This window comes from Streptococcus sp. 2021WUSS109, assembly GCF_044427305.1.
In the GTDB taxonomy this organism is placed as follows: Bacteria; Bacillota; Bacilli; order Lactobacillales; family Streptococcaceae; genus Streptococcus; species Streptococcus suis.
Genome location: NZ_JAOTGF010000028.1, coordinates 1 through 24,184, shown reverse-complemented (window position 1 = coordinate 24,184; position 24,184 = coordinate 1). Strand labels below are relative to the sequence as shown.

16 protein-coding genes are annotated in these 24,184 nt (G+C 42.6%); 1 reads left to right on the top strand and 15 read right to left on the bottom strand.

The window, feature by feature from the left end; all coding sequences use genetic code 11:
- Positions 1–177: 177 nt before the first annotated feature.
- The 7 genes from ODU37_RS09685 to parE form a co-directional block, all read right to left on the bottom strand.
- Positions 178–795: a DUF4230 domain-containing protein gene (locus ODU37_RS09685; RefSeq protein WP_024401691.1), complete on the bottom strand. Its 618-nt coding sequence runs from the start codon at positions 793–795 to the stop codon at positions 178–180.
- Between the two features lie 61 nt (positions 796–856).
- The gene (gene parC, locus ODU37_RS09680; RefSeq protein ID WP_249562546.1) at positions 857–3,310 is read right to left on the bottom strand and encodes a DNA topoisomerase IV subunit A; all 2,454 of its coding nucleotides are present in this window, start codon (positions 3,308–3,310) and stop codon (positions 857–859) included.
- A 245-nt stretch (positions 3,311–3,555) separates the two neighbouring features.
- The gene (locus ODU37_RS09675; protein ID WP_172058293.1) at positions 3,556–4,122 is read right to left on the bottom strand and encodes a hypothetical protein; all 567 of its coding nucleotides are present in this window, start codon (positions 4,120–4,122) and stop codon (positions 3,556–3,558) included.
- 24 nt (positions 4,123–4,146) lie between these two features.
- Positions 4,147–4,707, bottom strand: coding sequence for a GTP pyrophosphokinase (locus ODU37_RS09670; RefSeq protein ID WP_172078076.1), 561 nt, complete (start codon positions 4,705–4,707; stop codon positions 4,147–4,149).
- A gap of 28 nt (positions 4,708–4,735) precedes the next feature.
- Entirely contained in the window at positions 4,736–5,149 is a 414-nt protein-coding gene (locus ODU37_RS09665) for a YkvA family protein (protein WP_249562545.1), read from the bottom strand.
- 124 nt (positions 5,150–5,273) lie between these two features.
- Positions 5,274–5,876, bottom strand: coding sequence for a protein adenylyltransferase Fic (fic, locus tag ODU37_RS09660; RefSeq protein WP_249562544.1), 603 nt, complete (start codon positions 5,874–5,876; stop codon positions 5,274–5,276).
- 23 nt (positions 5,877–5,899) lie between these two features.
- Complete coding sequence (parE, locus tag ODU37_RS09655) at positions 5,900–7,849, bottom strand: DNA topoisomerase IV subunit B (protein WP_207560193.1); 1,950 nt, start codon at positions 7,847–7,849, stop codon at positions 5,900–5,902.
- A gap of 142 nt (positions 7,850–7,991) precedes the next feature.
- On the opposite strand from parE, the gene plsY reads away from it, so the two are divergent.
- Positions 7,992–8,636 (top strand): glycerol-3-phosphate 1-O-acyltransferase PlsY, encoded by a 645-nt coding sequence (gene plsY, locus ODU37_RS09650; RefSeq protein WP_105148345.1) that lies wholly within the window; start codon positions 7,992–7,994, stop codon positions 8,634–8,636.
- 121 nt (positions 8,637–8,757) lie between these two features.
- Here the strand turns inward: plsY and addA are convergent, their stop codons facing one another.
- From addA to ODU37_RS09610, 8 genes are all read right to left on the bottom strand, one after another.
- Positions 8,758–12,408 (bottom strand): helicase-exonuclease AddAB subunit AddA, encoded by a 3,651-nt coding sequence (gene addA, locus ODU37_RS09645; protein ID WP_249562543.1) that lies wholly within the window; start codon positions 12,406–12,408, stop codon positions 8,758–8,760.
- A complete protein-coding gene (gene rexB, locus ODU37_RS09640; RefSeq protein WP_249562542.1) occupies positions 12,408–15,674 on the bottom strand; it encodes an ATP-dependent nuclease subunit B in 3,267 nt (1,088 codons plus the stop codon). Before rexB ends, addA begins: the two co-directional genes overlap by 1 nt.
- Positions 15,675–15,968: 294 nt before the next feature.
- A complete protein-coding gene (locus tag ODU37_RS09635; protein ID WP_398580473.1) occupies positions 15,969–19,772 on the bottom strand; it encodes a MucBP domain-containing protein in 3,804 nt (1,267 codons plus the stop codon).
- 363 nt (positions 19,773–20,135) lie between these two features.
- Positions 20,136–20,300 carry a hypothetical protein gene (locus tag ODU37_RS09630; protein ID WP_024393955.1) on the bottom strand — a complete coding sequence of 55 codons (165 nt, stop codon included), beginning with the start codon at positions 20,298–20,300 and terminating at the stop codon, positions 20,136–20,138.
- A 186-nt stretch (positions 20,301–20,486) separates the two neighbouring features.
- The gene (gene obgE / locus ODU37_RS09625) at positions 20,487–21,800 is read right to left on the bottom strand and encodes a GTPase ObgE (RefSeq protein ID WP_032501827.1); all 1,314 of its coding nucleotides are present in this window, start codon (positions 21,798–21,800) and stop codon (positions 20,487–20,489) included.
- Between the two features lie 204 nt (positions 21,801–22,004).
- Positions 22,005–22,133 carry a DUF4044 domain-containing protein gene (locus ODU37_RS09620; RefSeq protein WP_002935474.1) on the bottom strand — a complete coding sequence of 43 codons (129 nt, stop codon included), beginning with the start codon at positions 22,131–22,133 and terminating at the stop codon, positions 22,005–22,007.
- Positions 22,134–22,189: 56 nt separating this feature from the next.
- A complete protein-coding gene (uvrC, locus tag ODU37_RS09615) occupies positions 22,190–23,974 on the bottom strand; it encodes an excinuclease ABC subunit UvrC (RefSeq protein ID WP_249562540.1) in 1,785 nt (594 codons plus the stop codon).
- Positions 23,975–23,981: 7 nt separating this feature from the next.
- On the bottom strand, positions 23,982–24,184 hold a 203-nt coding region (locus ODU37_RS09610), incomplete at its 5' end, for a hypothetical protein (RefSeq protein ID WP_398580472.1).

The following is a 24,184-nucleotide window of genomic DNA, read 5'->3' as shown; positions in this document are numbered from 1 at the left end:
GAAACCAAATTGACCGCGATTGTAGTCTGGATTTTCTTTGTGTAACATAGCGATTCTCCCTCTGCTTATTAGCTAGTATTCCTATCTCTATTATACTACTTTACATATGAAAAAGCCGTTAGAAATATAATTCTAACGACTTTGTCTTCATTCTGAAAAGTCTGGTAAACCAGACTTTTACTCTTTAAAAACAAATTCTAGTTGAATTTCAGGTGAGATAGCATTAAATAAATTTTGAAAGTAGTTTTTGGCTGACTCTTTTATGTCTTCCTGATAATCTGCTAGAAATGTTTCTTGTTCTGCTGACTGAAATTCATCGGTGATGAGTTGGGCAGTATCGATTTCTTCCGTCGCAAAACTCAGTATCTCACCACTCTTATCATATAAGGTATAAGGTTCTTCTGCATCTAATTCCAATCCAATGACTTTAAAGGCTGGAAGGGTAATTTTGTACCGATTTTCAGAAAGATGTTCAATGGATACAGGACTTTTGATACCAAATTTTGCCTTGTACTTGATGATTAAGAGGGCTGATTTTTCTGAGAAGGGCATTTCTTGACCAAATAAAACAGTGTAGTTTTTAGCGGTCACAATTTTCTGGACAGCTGTATTTAGAAATACCAATTCATTGACTTGCTCGACAGACTCAATAGCCGTATGGACACTCACTTCCTGCTGATTACTCTTTTCACCAGAGATGTAGCCGTATCCCCATACACCACACAATAACAGAAGGAAGGATAGAACAAGCCATAGATAGACTTTTATACTGAAAAATAATTTGATAATTTTCATAATATGTACCTCCCCTACAGTATAGCAAAAAGACTGCTTTGCGAGCAATCTTTTCATCTTTTTAGTCTATCCAGGCTCTGAAAACTTCTTCATCAGAAATGGTATCCGAAATGAAGCTACCGTTGCTAGTGCGTTCAGACAGGCTAAGCTGGGTCACATCAACCTCATAGAGTTTGCCCGTTTTGGACTGCACGTGAAGGATTTGACTGGTCGTTTCATCTTCATTCGCTGTGCTAAAGAGGTCAAAATCCCCCTGGTCCGTCAAAACTGGACCCGCCGCAAAGACACGGTGAGGCTTAGCCTTGAGTTCGCGAAGCACCTGCAAACCACGCTTGGCACGGCTGGTCACAGGGATTTCCTCCGCCGCCATCCGCTTCAAACTACCACGCTGGGTCAGGAGATAGACAGAGCTGGTATTGCTGATAAAGGCCGCAGCCACCACATCCTCATCCTTGAGGTTGACCGCTTTGACACCGGCCGCCTTGGCACCGATGATTGGCACTTCTTCGATGTTAAATCGCAGAGCGTAGCCCTTTTCTGTGATGAGCATGATGTCGTCCAAGACCACAGGCGATACAGTTATGACCACATCATCCGCATCTTTGAGTTTGGCATACTTGGTTGACTTAGACTTGTAAGTCCGCCAAGGTGTAAACTCCTTCCGCTCCACACGCTTGATTTGACCGTATTTGGTCACCGCGAAATAAGTTCCCTCATCAAAATTCTCAACCAGTTCAGCGAAGATAATCTCTTCATTGGTATCAAAGTTCATTAGGGTCTGGCTCAGGTGTTCACCAATGTCCTTCCAACGAATATCTGTCAGTTCATGGACAGGTCGGTAGATAACATTTCCAAGATTGGTAAAGAGCAAGAGGTGCTGAGTTGTCTTGGTATTCTGTAAGAAAATCAGCTGGTCATCCTCTCGTTTGCCCATTTCTTCAAGGGTTGAGGCATTGAAAGAACGCGGACTGGTCCGTTTGATGTAACCTGCCTTGGTCACGCTGACAAAAGTTTCTTCTTCGACAATCAAGCTGGCGGTGTCAATCTCAATCGTTTCTGCCTGATCTTGCAATTCGCTCAAACGAGGATTGCCAAACTGCTTCTTGACCTCACGCAGTTCCTTCTTCATAAGATTGAACATGGTGCGCTCATCGCCGATAATGGCTGCCAAGGTCTGAATCTGCTCGCGTAGGGCTGCTTCTTCGTTTTCCAAGGTCACAATATCGGTGTTTGTCAAACGGTAAAGTTGCAAGGTCACGATTGCTTCTGCCTGTTCCTCACTAAAATCATAGCTGATTTTCAAGTTTTCCTTAGCATCCGCCTTGTTTTCAGAAGCACGGATAAGGGCAATAACCTCGTCCAAGATGGAAATGACACGGATTAAGCCTTCTACGATATGGAGGCGTTTCTCTGCTTTTTCTTTGTCAAACTTAGACCGGGCAATGATAATCTCACGGCGGTGGGCGATGTAGCTGGACAGAATCTTCTGTAAGCCGACCTGACGCGGTGTAAAGTTATCAATGGCCACCATGTTGAAGTTGTAATTGATTTGCAGGTCGGTGTATTTGTAGAGGTAGTTGAGAATGGTCTGCTCATCGCTGTCTTTTTTCAGCTCAATGGCAATCCGAAGACCTGTACGGTCTGACTCATCACGCACCTCAGCAATACCAGGCACCTTGTTGTTGACACGGACATCATCAATCTTCTTGACCAAAACAGCCTTATTGACCTCGTACGGAATCTCGGTTATGACAATCTGTTTCTTGCCAGCCTTGAGTTGCTCGATTTCACAACGACTACGAACTACGACACGGCCCTTACCTGTTTCATAGGCTTTCTTGATTTCGTCAGCCCCTTGGATAATGGCACCTGTTGGGAAGTCTGGTCCAGGCAAGAACTCCATCAACTTTTCTAACTTAGCTGTTGGATGATCAATCATGTAGACAACGGCATCGATGACCTCCGCTAGATTATGCGGCGGGATGTCAGTCGCGTACCCAGCTGAAATTCCTGTCGCTCCATTGACCAAGAGATTAGGGAAGGCAGCTGGTAGCACAGTGGGTTCTTTTTCCGTATCGTCAAAGTTCCAGGCAAATGGTACGGTCTTTTTCTCGATGTCGGCCAGCAGATAGCCTGCCATTTCCGACAGGCGAGCCTCGGTATAACGCATAGCCGCTGGCGGGTCACCATCCATGGAACCGTTGTTCCCGTGCATCTCCACCAAAATCTCGCGGTTCTTCCAGTCCTGACTCATGCGGACCATAGCATCATAAATAGAGTAATCACCGTGCGGGTGGAAATTCCCCATGATATTTCCGACTGACTTGGCAGACTTGCGGTAACCCTTGTCAAACGTGTTGCCGTCCTTATTCATGGAATAAAGAATCCGACGTTGCACAGGCTTTAGACCGTCACGAATGTCCGGCAAAGCCCGCTCCTGAATAATGTATTTGGAGTAGCGACCAAAACGCTCTCCCATGATGTCCTCAAGGGACATGTTTTGAATGTTAGACATAAATTAAGATACAAAGGGACGATTCAGTCCCGTGTTCAGTTAGACAGACTAGCTGAACATTCCTTTCTTTGTTTCTTGTCGAAAAATTTTCTTTTTATTTTTTAGATACTAGCTTTAGTGATGAAGATGGAAATAAGATAATATAAAGAAATTTATCTCTCTGAGTTTTTCCTCTTTAGAAAATTTGTAAAAGATATTTAATACTTTCTGCCACATTAAACATATTCATAAATGATTACTCTATATTATTTATAGTAAACAATTTCATCTAAAAATTTTGAGTCATTATCATTATAATGTATGATATTACCTCCTTTTTTATAAAAATCTATTGCAAATTCAGGATTGATATCATTTACAAATCTTTCATTATTATATTCCAAGTAGTATGGTTCTTCAAAATCATCATTTGGTTGTTTTTCAAGATTAATAGTAGCTAGAAGTCTATCACCACTTTTTACGACCCTGTTAAAGTAGTCCTCTGTAACTTGTCCTTGGTTATATAAAACATTCAATCGTCCAATGTGAATATAATTATGACACTCTTGGCAAATACCTACAAATTTTTCTAGTGTATAGCATTTCTTCACTTTATCAATATGATACACTTCATGAGTAAATATCCAATCCTTAGTCTGCATTGTATGGGGAACATATCTGTCACAAATCATGCAATGGTTAGCTGCTTCTAGTTGAACCAGCTTTTTTATTTTTTCAAACTTATATTTTCCCATAATCTCTCTAGGGGCAACACCCCAAATAGTCATATGTAAAACAGGTCTTGATAATAATTCAATATTTTCCTTAGTCATTTACTTCTCTCCTCTAGATAGATTTTACCCCACAAACTTCCTCTTATACTTGATATGACTGGTAATATTGCCTTCGACATCTTTCTCGTCCCACAGTTGCAATTCCCATGGGTAGTAGAAATTACTCTTATTTTTGAAATAGATATAAATGCCGACATAACCGTCTTTATCACACAAATACCAGTTTTTCAGACCATATTTTTCCTGCCAGTCATCCAGACGCTCCATAACCTCAGCAATTTCCTCAGAAGTTAGAATCATACGAGCACCGAAAATATCATTGAGAATCGAATTAACAGGATAGCCTTCGCTCCTCTCCTTAAACCGCTCAATCTTATCCAAAATCGATCCCGATGTTTTGACACGATAAAAATAGGCAATATCCTTGACATCTGCACGCATCAAGTAATCGTTAATGGACTCGTGTAAGTTGAGTCGATAAGTCAGAATAGGCTGGGTTGGAACCTTGGCAAAGGTATGCTTAAGATTGACTTTTTCAACCTTACCAGTTTCAAAATAATCCTTTGAATACTCCAGATGAATACGGTTAATTTCACTTATTAAGCGTTCAACTTTCTCTAACATCTTCTTTCTCCTTTTGAAAATAGCAGAGCTACTCATCCACTTTCCACTGGCTTGCTTGCCAGCTTCTAAAGCCATCGACATCTGTTTTGATTAATTTCAAACAGGCATTAAGGACAAAGGCATCGTCAAGTAGACCTGCTCCAAGGATGAAATCTGGTAAGGCATCAATAGGACTGAAAAAATAAATCAAAGCACCTATAATTGCGAGGATTGTCCCTTTGGGTAACTTGCTGTAATCTCTACGGATATAGCTTCGCACCATGGAAATCAAGCCTGGAATGGCCGCAAACTTATCTCCACCAAAAGGCATACGAGACAGTTTCCGTTCCGTGCTATGTAAAAAATGTTCTAATTTTCCTTGCTCAGATAGCAAGTTTTCTGCATGTTGCCGAGTTTTGGAAGATTGCCAAATCTTCAATGCTTGGTCAAATTTCTCTTCCAACTCCTGTTTGTGTTTTTAAATGGCTTGCGCTTTCGAGCCCATTCAGACAACCGTTTTTGAAAACGGTCAGTTAATTTTACTCTTAGTGGCATAAAACACCTCACATAGTTTGCTTGTGCTAGAGTTACAAATCCTCTGTGCGATAGAGATTGTATCCTTCATAGTAATAAGAATGGTCGATGCCTTTGAAATAAGTAGCCCGACCAAGATCTTCCGTTAAGGCTTGCAATAACAGATATTTAAGCTCTCCTGTTGACACATGGCTTCTAATCATCGCATTGAAATATTCATCTTTATCAATACTATTCCAATCAACCACCTTGCCCAAACTATCCCGTAGCATACAATCCAACCAGATACGCATACTGCGTCCATTTCCTTCTCGGAATGGATGTGCAATGTTCATATCTGCGTACTTGTCAACAATCTCATCAAAGGTTTCGTGAGGTAGCTTGTCAATATAGGTCAAAGACTGCTCAAGAAAGATTCGTGGAGCGAATTGAAAATTATCTTTGGCAATGTTAACATCACGAATCTTACCTGCAAAGTCGTAAATATCCTCAAATAAAGCCTGATGAATGTGTGCCAAACCGGCAAAAGTTCCAACTTCTATCTGGAATAACTGACCAGTTTCGAACAGTTGAGCCGCTTTTTTCTTGCTGATTTGTTCTTCAAGACGGGCTAATTCAGCCGAATTTTCAATCCCTAATTTATTTTCTAAAACCATATGGCACCTCAACTTCCCTGAGATTATTTGGTAAAAGCTGTCGCTTCCTCCAAGGTAAACTTCACATTGTCCTCAATCCACTTGCGGCGTGGCTCGACCTTGTCGCCCATGAGGACGGATACACGGCGTTCAGCACGGGCTAGGTCTTCAATGGTGACACGGATAAGAGTACGGGTTTCAGGGTTCATGGTTGTTTCCCAGAGCTGATCGGCATTCATCTCACCAAGTCCCTTGTAGCGTTGGAGGATAAAGCCCTTGCCAAAATCCTTGCGGAGATCTTCTAATTCTCTGTCAGACCAAGCATAAGCAATCTTTTCTGTCTTGCCCTTGCCTTTTGACATCTTATAAAGTGGCGGAAGGGCAATGTAAACCCGTCCTGCTTCTACCAATGGTCGCATATAACGATAGAAGAAAGTCAGCAAGAGGGTCTGAATGTGGGCGCCATCCGTATCCGCATCGGTCATGATAATAATCTTGTCATAGTTAACATCTTCGATTGTAAAATCTGAGCCAACACCTGCACCGATGGTGTAAATCATGGTGTTGATTTCTTCGTTTTTGAGGATGTCCGCCATTTTTGCCTTGGCGGTATTGATAACCTTACCACGCAAAGGTAGAATGGCTTGGAACTTGCGGTCACGACCCTGTTTGGCAGAGCCTCCGGCTGAATCTCCCTCGACTAGATAGAGTTCGTTTTTGGCTGGATTTTTAGACTGGGCTGGGGTTAGCTTACCTGACAGAAGCCCCTTGTCCTTCTTGTTTTTCTTACCGTTTCGGGATTCGTCACGCGCCTTACGAGCAGCCTCGCGGGCGTCACGAGCCTTAATGGCCTTGCGAACTAGATTAGATGCTAGCTCGCCATTTTCCAAAAGGAAGAAGGTTAATTTGTCCGATACAATGCCGTCCACCACAGGACGAGCAAGTGGGCTTCCCAGCTTGTCCTTGGTCTGCCCTTCAAACTGCAAATGCTCTTCTGGTACAAGGATAGAAAGGACCGCAGACAGACCTTCACGGTAGTCAGAGCCTTCTAAGTTCTTGTCCTTTTCCTTGAGCAAGTTGGTCTTACGAGCATAGTCGTTCATAGCCTTGGTAATGGCTAGTTTGAGACCTGTTTCGTGGGTACCGCCGTCCTTGGTCCGAACGTTGTTAACGAAAGACAGGATATTGTCTGAATAGCCGTCGTTGTACTGCATGGCCACTTGGACTTGGAATCCTGCATCTTCTCCTTCAAAATAGAGGACAGGTGTCAGAGTTTCCTTGTCTTCGTTGAGGTAGGATACAAAGTCCTGAACGCCATTTTCGTAGTGGTACTCCTCCTGCTCGCCTGTCCGCTCATCCGTCAGAGTCATGGTGACTTGCTTGAGCAAGAAGGCTGATTCTTTCAGGCGTTCGGCAATGGTATTGAACTTGAAGTCCGTCGTTGAGAAGATGGTATCGTCAGGCATAAAGGTAACTTTTGTACCTGTTTTTGATTTTGGAGCGGTACCAATCTTCTCTAGGGTCGTGACTGGCTTTCCGCCCTGCTCAAACCGTTGCTTGTAAACAGCACCGTCACGGGTAATCTCTACTTCCAACCAGCTAGACAGGGCATTGACCACCGAAGAACCAACCCCGTGGAGACCACCTGAAGTCTTGTAGCCACCTTGACCGAACTTACCACCTGCGTGGAGAACGGTGAAGATGACTTCAACCGTTGGCTTGCCTGTTGCGTGCATACCGACAGGCATCCCGCGTCCACGGTCAGAAACGGACAGGCTGCCGTCCTTGTTAATAGTCACGTCAATCCGATCACCGAAACCAGACAAGGCTTCATCGACAGCGTTATCGACAATCTCCCAGACCATGTGGTGAAGACCATTTCCGTCTGTGGATCCGATGTACATACCAGGGCGTTTGCGAACGGCATCTAGGCCTTCCAATACCTGAATGGCATCATCATTGTAATTATTTATATCAATCTCTTTCTTAGCCAAAATTGACCTCCATACTTATCATCCTTTCTATATTACAAGTTTTTTAGCATTTTTGCAAAATATTTCTGTTACCTATCGGCTGAGACAACTCACAAAATAAGATTTTGGACTAAATTAGATGAAAATATGCTATAATGAAAACATGTTAGTCAATCTTATTTTACTATTTATTGCATATTTGTTGGGATCTATCCCGTCAGGACTTTGGATAGGTCAAACTTTTTTCAATATCAACATTCGTGAACATGGTTCGGGAAATACTGGAACAACCAACACATTCCGCATTTTAGGTCCAAAGGCTGGAACGATTGTATTTGTAATTGATTTTCTCAAGGGAACGTTGGCAGCCTTGCTTCCGCTGATCTTTCATGCCCAAGGAATTTCTCCGATTGTATTTGGGTTAATGGCTGTACTGGGACACACTTTCCCTATCTTTGCCCAATTCAAAGGTGGAAAGGCGGTTGCAACATCTGCTGGTATGCTTCTAGGCGTCGCACCTGCTTTCTGTCTCTATCTAGTCATCATTTTTGTGACTTCTCTTTACCTCACTTCGATGGTTTCCTTCTCCAGCGTATTGGCTGCTGCTTTAGCAATCTTAGGAGCTCTGCTATTTCCAGCAATAGGAATCATCCTGCCAAGCTACGACTGGCTCTTTACAGTGATTATCGTCTTTTTGGGCCTATTTGTCATCATTCGTCACAAGGAAAATATCCAGCGGATTTTGAAAAAGGAAGAGAACCTTGTCTCATTCGGACTCAATCTAACCAAACAGAAAAAGCGAGTTTAACCACTCGCTTTTAATTTATTTATAGTCTTTTAGTTTACTTTTAGTACTAGGCAACGAGCTGCAGACAGTACTGGAGTACGGCAAAGCGAGTTAACGAAGTAATAAAAGAAAAACTAAATGACTATATGTTGACTTCGACCACTTCTATTCTCTCCCCACCAAGCAATATCAAATGGCAGTCTACACGATTTATCTTGTAGGCTTTTTTCAATGCCTCGGCATAGAGTTGCATTTGAGCTTGGTAACGTTGGCTGAGTCGGCTTGGTTGGTCATATTTATCTGTCTTGTAATCAAAGAGGACAATATGATCATCATATAGTAGGTAGCCATCGATAATCCCACGAAGGACAAATTGTTCCTGCGATACAGAATCAGTCTGTAAACTTGCAAATGGAGCTTCTCGGTGGAGTTTGTCCGTATTGGCTAGAATTTCTCTTCCTAAGTCTGTATCAAAGAAATCTAAAATCATCTGAATATTGATTTTGTCTTTAACCGCTTGCTCAGCATGAACAGCTTCTAGGGCTTCTCTTACCGTATCTTCTGTCACCAACCAAGACAGATCCAAGCGTTGCATGAGTTCATGGACTGCTGAACCGACTTGGGCTCCAGTGATTTTTGGTTTCTTGGAGAAATCTGGCAAGTTGAAGGTTCGTTTTGGCTGGTATTTTTCCATAACTTCCATGCCTTCTTGTTCCAAGACAGGCTCATAGAGTTTCTTGATTTGACTTGGAGTACGTAAACTTGGTAATTCGATGGCAGCCTTATAGCGGGCATTCAACTCTTGGACAGAAGATAATTGGTCCAAGGCCTGGACAATATCTTCTGATTGACGAATATCTTTAAGGCTGGCGTCTTCAAGCTTATTCTTCAATGTCAGTTTACCAATCTTCTCCTCTGTCAAATCCTCATCCGTTACAAAGACTTTCTTGAAGTGCAAGTCTTCTCCTGAGAAGGCCTCATCAATGGCTAGAATCCAGTCTTGGAAGGTCGCCATACTTTCACGAGTTGATTGGGCAAGGACGCCATCTTCCTTCTTACCATCGTATTTTTCAGCTAACTTGTCAGCATTGCCCTTTCCAACCAGATACAGCTTCTTCACTGCACGCGTTAGTGCAACATAAAGCAACCGCATTTGTTCTGAAAGATTGGCAATTTTTAGCTCTTGGAGATTATTTTGATAAGGAAGGGTGTTCATTAAGACTCGCACCTGAGGTAATGGGCTATTTACCTTATCTTTCATATCCGCTAAATATTGGATACCTAGACCATTTTTCCGGCTGATGATGACTGACTGGTAATGGTCTTCCAAGTTGAATCGCTTATCGATGTTCATGAGGAAGACATATTTGAACTCCAAACCTTTTGACTTGTGAATGGTCATAAGCTGTACAGCATTTTGCGGTAGAAACTCTTGTACATCTGCCAAGTCCTTGTCGTTTGCTAAGGCACGGTCAATCATGGCGATGAAGCGGGACAAGCCCTTGTAGCCTGTTTTTTCAAACTGGTTGGCACGCAGACCTAGTGCATAGAGATTGGCCTGACGCTTGCTGCCATTTGGAAGAGCACCGACATAGTCATAGTAGAATTTTTCATTGAAAATCTTCCAGATCAAGTCATAAATAGAGTGCAGCTTGGCAAAGGCACGCCAGTTTTTCAAAATAGACAAGAAATCCGTGATTTTCTTCTTCAACTCTCCTGACATCAGTTCAGGGTACTGCCCACTTGCTTGCTGGGCTAATTCCATTTTCTGGTAAAAGAAACCTGTCCCAGCCTGCAAGGAAATCCGTGTCAGCTCATCCTCATCGAATCGGAACATAGGCGATTTGAGAAGGGCAACCAAGGCATAGTCATTGAGCGAATTGTTGATAACCCGCAAGGTATCCAGCATAATCATGACTTCTAAAGATTGCAGATAGGAGGCAGCTCCGCCATCTGCCACAATAGGAATCCCATGTTTTTCAAAAATGGACATAATGAGATCATTGTGCGTTCGTTTTTGCACCAAGAGAGTGATGTCTTTGAAGTCTGCTCCTTCTTCATTGTGAAGACGAATAATCTCTTTTGCAACGACCTCAATTTCACCAGCAGTCAGAGGAGTTTCCTCCTCAGCATCCGTTGAAGAAGGTGCACTATCCTGCTGGTCGTAAATCAAGTATTCCATCTCATGCTTGGGCTGGGCAATTTTTTGACCAGGACTACCAGCCACCAGACTGTGGGTGTCGTCATACTTGATTTCCCCTACTTGGCGGTCCATCAGGCGCGTGAAAATAGCATTTGTTGCCTCCAAGACCTCAATCTGACTACGGAAGTTTTCCTTGAGCAGAATCAATTTCCCAGCCTGAGGATTTGCCTGATACAGTTCAAATTTCTCTTGGAAAATCATCGGATCCGCCTGACGGAATCGATAGATGGACTGCTTAATGTCGCCCACCATAAAGCGATTATGCCCGTTAGACAGCAAGTCCAACATCCGTTCTTGGCTATGGTTGTTATCCTGGTACTCGTCCACCATGACTTCGTGGTATTTTTCTTGGAAAAACTGGCGGATGTCCGCATTTTCTTCTAAAATACGAATAGCGAAATGCCCAATATCGCCAAATTCAAAGGCTGCTTCCTTGATTTTGACATCCAGATAAGCCTGCGAAAAATCCAAGACAAAGTCACGTAATAATACAAGCAGTGGCAAAGCTTGAACCTGATAATCTTTCAGCAGGGTCAATTCATAAACTTCCTGACCCAAATCTCGTAATTCTGAGATAATCTGGTTCTTGCCAGCATTGTATTCTTCTTTAAAGGCTATCAAATGCTCATCTTTTGGTCGATTGGCATTGGTCAGGCCCTTGCCTCTGGACTGGTCATTGATGAGAAGGATTCTTTCAACCCGCTCCATCAAGCCCTTCTGGTCCAGACTATCTAAACCTGTCAACAAATCCAAGACTTCTTCCACATTGGCAAAATACTTGGCGGAACCAAAGTCATTTCTGCCCCATTCCACATGGTAGCGGAAGAAATCTGTAGCTTGATAGAGCTTGTCTAATACTTTTTCCTTAAAGCCTTGCTCTAAGATCTGCTCTATACGCTCTTGACTGTACAAATCAGCTTGAACAGCCTGCTCTTTCAGCCATTTAGTTGGACTGCTCGTCGATTGACTAAAATCATGCACCTGATAAACAACTTGACGAAAACCACTATTATCCTTGCGGTTGCCTGAAAAATTGTGAACCAGTTTGCGGAATGTACCATTTTCATCCTGTTCAAGATAATCTGCAAAGAGCTGATCAAAAACCTCTTTTTTCAGACTCGCTTTTTCTGTCTCATCCTGTAAAATCCGAAACTGCGGAGAAATGCCAAGACTATAACCATAGGTTATGACCAATTTCTGCGTAAAGGAGTCCATGGTCCCAATGTCCGCCTTGGTCAAATCCGCCAACTGGGCCGACAAATGCCGACGCAATTCCATATCGGTCGTCTCAGCAATGGTTTCATTGAGATTTTTCTCAACCCGCTCCTTCAATTCACCAGCCGCTTTGACTGTAAAGGTCGAGATAAAGAGCTGGTCGATTCCCACACCACGCTTCAACTTATCCAAAATCCGTTGAACCATAACGAAGGTCTTTCCTGACCCTGCCGATGCAGAGACCAGAACATTCTGACCGTGCGTGTAGATGGCTTCAATCTGCTCAGGTGTGCGTTTTTGTTGCTTATCAGAATTAGCTTCCGCCAGCTGCACAGCCTTGATTTCTTCCGCGCTTAAAAATTGTTCAAAAGCCATTAGTCCTGACCTCCTTTCATTCGTTCCATCCAATCTTGACGCTTGGCCTCTTTGATCAACCGCCGCGCCATGCCCATGTGCCGATCCGCCTCAAAACCAGTGATTGCCTTCAACTGCTCACCTGCTACCGAACGCCCATCTTTGGTATAAGGGTTAATAGCAAAGCGACCATCTAGGATGTCCTTGGCAGCTTGTTTGTAGAGTTCTTGGTTGTGGTTCAATAAAACCGCAAACTCTTCTTCCGTGTAGAGTTGGTTACGAGTCTGATAAAAATGATTGAGCCCCTGACTTCCCTCCTTCAAGAAAAGCCCCTTGTAAACCAAGCTCGTATTGGCAGCTCCTTCTAGCTGTTCTAAATTCTTTGTGTCTTTTAACTTGATAATCGGATCCTGCAAATGCAAATACATAGCCCCAAAAACAGGTTTATCCTTGGTTTCATCCAGCTCTTGTAAGGCTGCCAGGTAGGTCACCAACTGAGGTTTGAGACCATTGTAAAATTCTCCAACTGAAAAAGATTGGTCGCTGGACTTGTAATCTACAACACCGACAGCCTGATTGATTTGTAAGGTATCCAAGCGGTCAATTGTACCATTTACATGTACACTCTTGCCATTTTGAAGGTCAAAAACCAGCGCCTTATCCTGACGGAAACTCTTTTCCTGACCATCAATTTCAACCAAATCATTATCCCGCAAAATGGTTGCACTGGAGCGAGCAATCTTATCCAGCACCTCCTCCGTATAACGAGCATCCGCATCCTGGTTATAAAACATAGCAAATTCTGCCTCGTCACGCGTATGCAGGATGGCCTTGTCCACTTTTTGATCAAAATCTAGATCAGATTGGTCCATGACCACTCGTTCAAAAATCCGATGCAAGAACAAACCATGCTGAAAGGCAGTCGGATGGATGGATTCCTGTTCCCGCAAGCGAAGAACATTACGGACAAAGTAAAGATATTGGTTGTTGTAGAAATTGGTCAAGCTGGATGCAGAAAGATTGAGCGGCTTATCCTCTGGATATAAAGCAGCCAAGGTATCAGCTGCAAGCTGTTTAGAAGTAATTTCGCCAGTAATGGTCGGAATTTCAATGCCTTGCGACTCCAATTTCTTCTTCAAATGGCGAACCAAGACTGTCCAGAAGGCCGTCTGCCCTTCCCATTCTTCATGATCAAGAGATGGTCTTTCCGACTCAATCAAACGGGATAAGAGACTCTTGTAGTGACCGATGTCTTGTGGACTAAGTGTTTTCATCCTTCCACGTTCTTCGGTTTTCAGCCCCATTTTTTGGAGAATCTTGATATAAGGGGAGAGACTATCCTCGCCTTCATTATATATCTGAGGAGTTGAAATAACTAACTGTTCCGTCGCAGCATTCAGCAGAGACATCATGGCAGCATGGTTCTTCTTGATATTCTCTCGGCTGACCAAATCAAAACGTGAAGAGCTAGCTGAGACAAGATTGATTTTCTCCATCTCTTCTTCTGTCAATAGACTGGTATTCTTGGCAACTTTTGGAAAATTGGACTGGCCCATACCGATAGCATAAACATACTTAGCAGTGTGTGGCTCAATCAAATCATAGGATTTGACATTGACCACATCAACCGTTGCAGGAACGGTACGATAGTGACTGGCCTGCATTCCAGCCTGTAAAATAGCCAGAAAATCATCCATTTTCAATTTTTCTTTTCCGAAAATCTGATGAAAATTCTCAAGAAGATGGGTGAAACTTTTCCAGACCTGCTCTTCTTTTTCTTGCTCTACTTCGCTCAAATTTCGAGACATTTTTTCCATATTTTTAGGAAGCTCAATTGCCTCCAAAAAAGCCATAAATTTCTCAAGCAAGGCAGTTCCAGATTGTGGTCCAGCCTTAAACAGCTGGTTCAAAGGCTCCATAATCTTAGCACGTAGGGGTTCCAAGACATTCAAATCATAGACAAGTCGCTTCTCCTTGACAGTCTCAACATCGTAGTCCGCTCTGCCATTGACCGAAAAAGCCCTCGAAAAAGCAGCATGCCCCTTCATATCCGCAAAAAGGATGTAAGACTCAAATAGGTCCAGCTCCTTTTGGGAAATGCTGGCGTACAAACCAGATTTGAGGAGATTGAGCAGGTCTTCCGCACGGAAACGATAGCGACGCAAGCGTTCCAAGGACTCCACAAAATGGACCAGGGGATGATGACTCATCTCCTCTGCCTTACCAAAATAGTAAGGAATATCATACTTGTCAAAAATCTTGCCAATCTGCAACTTGTAGCTATCCACATCACCCAAGAGCAACAAGATGTCTTTATAGCGAGCCCCTTGATGCACATGCTGACGAATTGCAGTCGCAACCTGCTCAACTTCTTCTTTTTGGTTGACGACTTCCCATAGTTGGATTTTTTCTTGGTCTGCTGGAGTCAAGTCTATCATGGTCCCGCTGTAGTCATAATAGGCTTCCATATTCTTTGAAAATTTACCGATACTGTCCAAGACTGGCTCTTGACCAATATAAGTAGCCTTAGTCTGGAACTGCGCTGATAACTGACGTAAAAAGTCAACATTGGCTTGATAAACGTTCCCTTCCGCATAGGTCACTTGCACAGCTTTCTTGCTGGCATATACACCAATCAGGATTTCCGACACTCGTTCATTTAAAGCACTTACTAAAGCTTCTTCTTCTGCCGAAAAACGAGAAAATCCGTCTACCACCAGCACAATGTTCTTCAACTGCTCATCCAACTGACCAGTATCTACCAAGCGAGTCAGCTGTGCTAACTTAGACTGATGCTCAAAGCCTTCTTTGGACAAAACGTCTGTTACAGCCAGAAAAATCTTTACCAAATCAGCCTGCTTATCTGGTGACTCCATGGCTTCCAAGTCCAAAATAGACATATTTGCCCGTTGCAATTCTTTGTATAAAGCAACTAGCTGGTTAATGAACCCAAAATCTGTCTGTAAACGACCATAGACTTTCAAGTCGCCGTCTTCAAATTGTGATAGAACACGAAAGAAAATCATGGCAAGACCAACATCATCCAGCGGTTGACCTGATTCTTTCCTATCAATCATCAAATAGCGGGCCAATTGCCCAAAACGGGTCACGATAATATCAAAAGTTGCCTGTTCAGGCAGGTATTTCAAGACCTTGCGCTCCATCTCAAAGGATAGAGAGTTTGGAGCAATGTAAAAAACTCGCTTAGCTTCCTTAGCAAATTCTGCTGCGGTATCCGTTAAATACTGCGTCAGAGGATTGCGAATATCTGTATAGACTAATTTCATATCAAATTCTCATGCTTTCGTTGAATATACTATATCTAGTATATCAAAATAAGACAAAAAAATGGGAGTGAGAAAGAACTCGACCGAACAAAAAAAGAGCTCGTCTCCCACCCCCACACAGCTCCAACAGTCAGAGTAGTGACCGACTGTTGGAGGTTGGAAATGGAGCGAACTCTAAGATGTAGCTCTGGACTTTTTGCCCAGCCTCATTTTTTCGGAAAGGCAATCCTGCCTGTTACGTACAATTCTTATACTTTCTATATGGGGGAATAAAGTCTGTATAAAGAATTTTGACTAATCTTCGTTACGACGACGTTTTCTTGCAAACGCAAGCGTTGCGACAAGCATTGCTGTACCAAGTGCACCTGCCACAGATGAAGCCTCACCAGTATTTGGCAATTGAGCTTTACCTGAAGCGGTTTTACCTGCTTGAGGTTTTGCAGGAGTTTCCTTCTCAGGTGTTGTTGGTTTATTAGAAAGTTTGCGATAAATATGTGTCGTGTTACCTTCTTCATCAACTACAGTACGCACATACTCGTAACCTGAAATTTGACGTTTTGGTGTTGTCCCATCCTCTTGTGGAGCAACAGGGTTACCTTCTTCATCAACGTGCTTAGTTACGACTTTCTTAGCAGGTGTTTTCTTGTAGATGTGAGTTGTATTACCATCTTCATCAGTAACAGTTTTACCTGTAAATTCGTAACCTGGGATTGATTTGTTTGGTTTTGTTCCCTCTTCTTGCGGCGCAACAGGGTTACCTTCTTCATCAACATGGTTAGTTACAACTTTCTTAGCAGGTGTTTCGACTTTACGGTAAACGTAAGTCACAACTGTTTCACCTTCTACAACTTTACCATTTTCTGTACCGTCAACACGAACCAATTCATACTCTTCACCTTTGAAAGTGATTGTCTTAGGTTTGTTGTCTGTAGTATCGTATGGTGTGCCTTCTGGAGAAGTTGGTGTATCTGTTACAGGATCCTTGATAACTGTGCCATCTTCTGTTACATAGTTAACAACAACTGTACCATTCTTAACTTCTGGTGTTTTCTTGTAGATGTGAGTTGTATTACCGTCTTCATCAGTAACAGTTTTACCTGTAAATTCATAACCTGGGATTGATTTGTTTGGTTTTGTTCCCTCTTCTTGCGGCGCAACAGGGTTACCCTCTTCATCAACGTGGTTAGTTACGACTTTTTTAACTGGAACATAAGGAATTGGTGTATCAACACCTGGATTTTCTGGTGTTGGTGGTACATAACCCTTACCTGGATCATTTGGATCAATTGGTTTCAACGGCGTGTTATCCTTAGGATCAACCGGTGTATATCCTGGAACGTAAGGAATATTTGGAACCTCGCCATTTGTTCCTGGTGTCGTTGGATCGATTGGCTCGTCTGGCTCTGTTGGGTCAAATGGGTAAGGTACTTTTGGACGGTCTGTTTCTGGTACATTTGGAATCTCTGGAATCCAGTTTGCAACTTTCTGATAAACATAAGTTACTGTGATTGTTCCTTCGATAACTTTACCATTTTCCTCACCATCTGTCTTAGATGGAACAAGGACATAGCGTGATCCATCTTTTGTGATGATTTCGTTTGGTTTCTTGTCAGTTGTAGTATAAGCATCTCCAACCGGTGCATCAGACACATCCGTTTCTGGATCTTTAATCACATTACCTTCTGTATCTTTGTAGTTTACAACTACAGAACCTGTCACTGCTTTATACACATAGGTAACTTCTTTGTTAACACCAGCTTCAATCTTGCCTGTTGTTGGGTCAATACCTTTCGCAGTATTATTACCAACTGCAATCAAGTTATTTCCCTTGCCAACTTTACCAACCGGATAATCACCAGCAGGAACAAGTTTGTATTCCTTGCCTTCAAAAGTGATGGAAGCTAATTTCTGATCCAAGTCGGTATCATAATTGTAACCAGGTTTCGCATCTTTTTCATCTGAAACAGGAGCTTTGATTACTTTACCATTGACATCAACGAAGTTAACATTAACGCTACCAGCTTTTTCGTAAACATACTTAACAGTTGTCGTACCTTCGACTACCGCACCTGTCGTACTAGCTGAACCAGATTTTACTTCTTTGTAGAAATATACTGTGCCATCAGCAGCAACCAATCTATCTGGTCTACGGTCCTCGTCGGTATCATACTTAGTACCAAGAGCTGACTTAGGAGTATCCACAACTGAACTTACAATTTGTTTCCCTTCAGTATCGTAGTACTCAACAATGACATCACCGAATTTAGGATTTACTTTGTAGACATGGGTTGTCTCTACAGCTGTAGCCACTGAAGCGTTTCGGAGATATTGTTGGATACCAAATGGTTTATACCCCTTATCAACGTGAGTTTCACCTTTAGCCGTACCAATCCATTTAAATTCTGTGCTACCTGTATTTGCAGTTGTCCAAACCTGAGTACCAATATAGATACGTCCATACTTTCCTCCGGTATACTCTGGTTTAGTTGGGTCAGTTTCATCTGTGCCTGACCACTGTGCAACGACACGATATTTACTACCTTGAGCATTGGTAGCACTTTCCTTGAAGACCATGAAACCATTATCAACTGTGTAAGAAGATAAGATAGTTGCGTTGATATTGTAGTCGTATACCTTCGAATCAGCAGTGTAGACAGTTGGTGAGGTTTCGAGCAACGGAATAAAGCCAGTAGTATCAGTCCCAGTCCAGTCCACAGTACCTGTATAAGTTGGATCCAAAAGATAGATTTTGATAACAGCTTGGTTGTCTGCTACAACCTCGCGAATAGCCTTATATTGTACAGTCCCTTCTCTAACCGCACCTGCAAGCATGACTGCACCTTTTGGATAGGCGCCTTGAACAGCTTGTTGTTCTGTTTTTACATAGTCATAACCAGTAAAAGTACGGACTTTAGATGAGGTAACCTTTTGGCCTGCAATGGTTTGCAAACTATAAGTCGCCAAAACTGTTCCATCTTCAGTAACATAACGAGTGGTATTGACTTGATATGCAGGTACTATGATTGTGGAATAAAGTCGATCTGCATCATCAGAAAACTTCAATGCCCCTGGAGTACTTGTTGTAGCTGTTGAAGCATCATAGGTTAAGATAATTTTACTATTCTTCTCGTTGACTGTTTTAGGATAGCTAAAAGTGGCACTACTACCAGCTTCAAGTTTGTAACTCTCTAATACTTCTCCGTCTTTCGTACTAACCAACTCTGCTAATACAGTTGAGGTTGATGGCTCCGAGTCCAGGGAATAACGGATATAAGCATTAACAGCAGCCCCTCCAATAATCGTTCCTTCTTGGTTTAGATTATAAGAATTTAGATCATATGATCCAAACGTATACCAACCTGCTTCTTTGGTTGCTTCAACCCCTTTCAAAAGAGTATGCGGTGCAATTTCTGCACCATTTGGATCAGACATTGAAGGGGTTGCTGTTGTAGTTCTATCTAGAAGGGTACCTTCGCCATCGCCAACTTTCAATGTTGATGCAGTTGTATCAGGTGCTGCTGTATCAAGTGCTGCTGTCAAGAGACCATCTACAGTGTATTTTTGCAATGCATTCCCCAACGCCTCATTGGCTGCTTTAACCGCTGCGACTTGCGCTTCAACTTGCTCAACAGTTGCTACTGGGTCCGCCCAAATTGCCTTAGCTGCTGCAAGTTTTGCTTGAACATCCGCTACAGCTCCCGCAAGAGTTGCATCTTCAGTTTTAGCCAACTCTTTTTGACCAAGATCAACCAAAAGTGGTGATTCTGATGTTACCTGTTCAAGAACAGCTTTCGCTTTTTCAACTTCTGTCGAAGTCGTAGCTACCACACTCGTATTTTCAGCCGGTGCTGGCGTAGCTTCAGCATTTGTTTTTTCAACTTCTTCTGCAACCGCTTCTGTCGAAGCAGGCGCTACACTACTGGCAATAGTTGGTTCTGATGAAGCAACAGTTTCATCAGCCTTAACAACCTGTGCACCAGCACCTAAAACTAACGACACACCAAGCAAAACGCTTGCTGCCCCAAAATGATACTTACGAATCGAAAATTGTTGTTTCGTACCGTACCAGTCAAATGATTTCTTATTTGCTCTACGCATAAAAAATCCCCCATATAAATTTTAATTTAATTACAAAAATTTTCTACTCTTTGTATCAAAGCCTTGAAAACTCCCGCAATCATTCGAGGTATTATACTACAAATAACTTTAAATGCCAAGCAATATTATAAAGTTCCTTAAAAAAACATCATGAATTCGCTTAACTTCGAGATTAAACCCATATACTCGTAGTTTTTTACATATTTGTCAAGGAACTTCACTTTCAAGAATTTCTATAAAATTACCGACACCGCAAAAATATTAGCTCCATATCTTGTATTCTTATACATATAGCCAATAATAAATAGTCAATAAATTTTAAAAAATCTGCCTGTTTTCTGATACAACAAGCAGATTTTGACGTTATTCCTTTTCTTGCTCTCTTGCCAAACGCTCACGTTCCAAACGGAATTTGCGATTGGGATTGAGCCTGTTAAAGAGTTCTTCTAATTTTTCAGCATTCCAAACATCGGCTGCTGAAACAAAATTCCCATCTTTATCCTTGAAGGATATTGGTTTATCGCCCATATAAACCTCCAACTATTTTATAGATTGTTTACAAACGATCATTAACTGAATGAAATTAGTAAGGTTGGTAGCCAAGGTCCCATAGGACTTGGCGTAGTTTGACTAGCAAGTTAACTTGCAGTCAAACTGCTTACCTCGCTTTCAAATTTTTAGGCTCGGGCTGAGACAGTCTATCCCCAGACTGTCTCAGTCCACAAACTCAAATTCGAACTTGCCAATACGGACGATGTCGCCGTCTTTGGCACCACGCGCACGGAGGGCTTCATCGACACCCATTCCACGTAACTGACGAGCAAATTTCATGACAGATTCGTCGCGATCGAAGTTGGTCATGGTGAAGAGCTTTTCCAGCTTGTCACCAGATAGAATCCAACTTGCATCGTCTGCACGACTGATTGCAAATTCTGGTTCATCTGGGTTAAAGCCATAGTAAGCCTCTTCTTCTTGGAAATCTGATTCGTCGTAGAGCAAGAATTCTGGCGTTTTCTCTAGCAACTCAGCTGTGGCTTCCAAAAGATTTTCCAAACCTTGGTGAGCAATCCCTGAGATTGGGAAAATCTGTGGCAGTTCGTCAAACTCGTCGTAGTTGGCTGCTAATTTCTTCTTGAACTCTTCCAGATTTTCTACCGCTTCTGGCATATCCATTTTGTTGGCAACGATAATCTGAGGACGCTCCATGAGGCGAAGATTGTAGGTTTCCAATTCATTGTTGATGGCTACATAATCTTCATAAGGATCACGACCTTCACTTGCTGACATGTCCAAAACATGCAAGATAACACGTGTCCGCTCGATGTGACGAAGGAATTGCGTTCCCAATCCAACACCTTGACTAGCACCCTCAATCAAGCCAGGCAAATCAGCCACTGCAAATGACTCGCCAGATTTGGTCCGAACCATTCCCAAATTTGGCACAATGGTTGTAAAATGGTAGGCACCAATTTTAGGTTTAGCTGCTGTAATAACACTGAGAAGCGTTGATTTTCCAACTGACGGAAAACCAACAAGACCAACGTCAGCTAGTACTTTTAATTCCAATTCAAGGTTCCGCTCCTCACCAGGTTCCCCATTTTCAGAAATCTCTGGCGCTGGATTTTTTGGCGTCGCAAAACGAATGTTCCCACGACCACCACGACCACCGTGGGCAATGACAAATTCTTGACCATTTTCAACCAAGTCGGTGATGACCTTGCCAGTATCCGCATCACGCACAGTTGTCCCCTGTGGTACACGAACAATTAAATCTTCCGCTCCTCGACCGTGCATACCTTTGGTCATCCCTTTTTCACCATCATCAGCCTTAAAGCGACGATTGTAACGGAAGTCCATCAAGGTCCGCAAGCCTTCATCTACAACGAAGACAACATTTCCACCATGACCACCATCACCGCCCCAAGGACCGCCGTTTGGTACATACTTTTCACGACGGAAGGCAACCATCCCATCGCCTCCCTTACCTGCCTTGACCTTAATCTTGGCGGTATCTAAAAACATACTCATAATTTACCCTATTCTTTCCTAGAAAAAAACGCTTAAAAGCGTTTTAGACCTCTATTCACAAGCGAAGTGCTTATATATAAGAGAAGTTTTTTAGCTAATCAAGGTCGTTCTTTGAGAGAATACTGACTGTATTTTGAAAAAACTAACGATGAACAGCTTAAAAACCAACCTTAGATAAAAGTGCCGAACTGTAAATACAGGTTCTTAATTCATCAATGCATTAATAGCTGGTAAAATCAAGCCAGCCAATGTCGCTACAACCATCACGACAACGATTACTAAAGTCACTTTCTCAAATGTTGTTTTTTTGTGTTTTTCTTCACCAAAAGCCATTGCTTTCTCCTTATTTAGTCATTGATAGTTTATTCTAACACATTATGGGAATGTTTTCAAATCTCATCCTTTGAAGAAAGGCTTTCCTTGACCTTTTCCGCCACCTTATACGGTACACCTGCTTCTGCGATTTCCTGCAAACTGGCTGACTGGATATTGCCAATGGACTTGAAGTGCTTCATCAAAGCCTGTTTGCGTTTTGGTCCCAAGCCTTCTATGCCGTCCAATTTAGATGAGAAGGAATTTTTTGACCGAACCTGACGATGAAACTCAATGGCAAAGCGGTGAACCTCATCTTGAATCCGATGCAGGAGGAAAAATTCCTGTGAATTACGAGGCAACTCAACTACTTCCAACGGATTTCCAAAGAGCAATTCATGGGTTTGGTGCTTGTCATTCTTCTGCAACCCTGCAATTGGTATAGACATGCCTAATTCCTGCTCAATCACCTGCTTGGCAATATTGACCTGCCCCTGACCACCGTCAATGATAATCAAGTCAGGCGGCGTTAATCCGTCCCGCAGTACCCGACTGTACCGTCGCTGCAAAACTTCCCGCATGGAAGCATAATCATCTGGCCCTTCCACCGTCTTAATCTTATACTTGCGGTATTCTTTTTTATTAGGCACCCCATTTTCAAAGACCACCATGGCCGACACAGGACTGGTCCCCATGATGTTGGAGTTATCGAAAGCCTCAATCCGCACAGGCGTCGGAATCCCCAAAAGCTGACCGATATTTTCTACAGCACCGTAAGTCTTCTCCAGATTTTTCTCCAAAAGATTAAACTTCTGCTCCAGACTAACACGCGCATTCTTGGTTGCCAGATTGATGAGTTGCTTCTTTTCGCCACGCTTAGGCTTGATGACCTTAGTATCTACCAGAGCTTCTACGGCTTCTTGGTCAATACCCTGCGGTATCAAGACCTCTGAGGGAATCAAATGTTGCTGGTCCCTGTAAAACTGACCGATGTAGGTCAAAAAGTCTTCGTCCGCATCATTATAATATGGAAAAAGATTGACATTCCGCTCAATCAATTTCCCCTGACGAACAAAGAAAACCTGCACACACATCCATCCCTTGTCAACATAGTAACCAAAGACATCCCGATTCTGCAAATCATGAGCCATCACCCGTTGCTTGGTCCGCAGGGTTGAAATAGATTGAAGAATATCACGATATTCCGCAGCTCTTTCGAATTCAAGATTGGCTGCAGCAACTTTCATTTTTTCTTGCACCTGTCTAACAATCTTATCATCGTGTCCTGTTAAGAATTGAGCAACCTCCTTACTCATCTTATCATAATCAGAAAGACTAGGCATCTTGTCCCCGTGGGCCAAACATTGACCCAAGTGGTAATACATACAGTACTTGTTCTCAGGCAATTTGCACTTGCGGAAAGGATACAGACGCTCCAATAGTTTGAGGGTCTGGTTAGCCGCACCCACATCTGGATAGGGACCAAAATACTGACCACCATCCTTTTTAATTTGCCGTGTAATCATCAGCCGTGGATGACGTTCTTTGGTAATTTTGATAAAGGGATAGGACTTGTCATCCTTTAACATGATGTTATAGCGAGGCTTGTTTTTCTGAATCAGATTGATTTCCAGTAAGAGTGCCTCGATATTGGAATCTGTTACGATAAATTCAAAATCGGCAATTTCAGATACTAAAGCTTCAGTCTTGGTATCATGGGCCCCACGAAAATAAGACCGCACCCGATTGCGCAGGTTTTTGGCCTTGCCCACATAGATAATCTTTCCGTACTTGTTTTTATGGAGATAGCAGCCAGGACTATCTGGAAGCAACTCCAACTTATGCTTGATCAAATCGTTCATAGGTCTATTATAGCACAGTCCAGACAGCAGTCCAAATCGCCACAAATCCTATAACCACAAAAATCACGGAATAGTCCGTGATTTCAGAATGAAGACAAACATCTCGCTTGATGTTTGTCTTTTTCTGTTTATTGGTCTGATAGTCCGTCTTTTTGCCAGAATAGTGGCTATTTGGACAAAATAAAAAGGCTTCCCTGTCCTCATTTTTAC

Coding starts and splice junctions, on each gene's coding strand:
- ODU37_RS09685 (WP_024401691.1), bottom strand. CDS start 795: ATGAAAATTATCAAATTATTTTTCAGTATAAAAGTCTATCTATGGCTT.
- parC (WP_249562546.1), bottom strand. CDS start 3,310: ATGTCTAACATTCAAAACATGTCCCTTGAGGACATCATGGGAGAGCGT.
- ODU37_RS09675 (WP_172058293.1), bottom strand. CDS start 4,122: ATGACTAAGGAAAATATTGAATTATTATCAAGACCTGTTTTACATATG.
- ODU37_RS09670 (WP_172078076.1), bottom strand. CDS start 4,707: ATGTTAGAGAAAGTTGAACGCTTAATAAGTGAAATTAACCGTATTCAT.
- fic (WP_249562544.1), bottom strand. CDS start 5,876: ATGGTTTTAGAAAATAAATTAGGGATTGAAAATTCGGCTGAATTAGCC.
- plsY (WP_105148345.1), top strand. CDS start 7,992: ATGTTAGTCAATCTTATTTTACTATTTATTGCATATTTGTTGGGATCT.
- addA (WP_249562543.1), bottom strand. CDS start 12,408: ATGGCTTTTGAACAATTTTTAAGCGCGGAAGAAATCAAGGCTGTGCAG.
- rexB (WP_249562542.1), bottom strand. CDS start 15,674: ATGAAATTAGTCTATACAGATATTCGCAATCCTCTGACGCAGTATTTA.
- ODU37_RS09635 (WP_398580473.1), bottom strand. CDS start 19,772: ATGCGTAGAGCAAATAAGAAATCATTTGACTGGTACGGTACGAAACAA.
- ODU37_RS09630 (WP_024393955.1), bottom strand. CDS start 20,300: ATGGGCGATAAACCAATATCCTTCAAGGATAAAGATGGGAATTTTGTT.
- obgE (WP_032501827.1), bottom strand. CDS start 21,800: ATGAGTATGTTTTTAGATACCGCCAAGATTAAGGTCAAGGCAGGTAAG.
- ODU37_RS09620 (WP_002935474.1), bottom strand. CDS start 22,133: ATGGCTTTTGGTGAAGAAAAACACAAAAAAACAACATTTGAGAAAGTG.
- uvrC (WP_249562540.1), bottom strand. CDS start 23,974: ATGAACGATTTGATCAAGCATAAGTTGGAGTTGCTTCCAGATAGTCCT.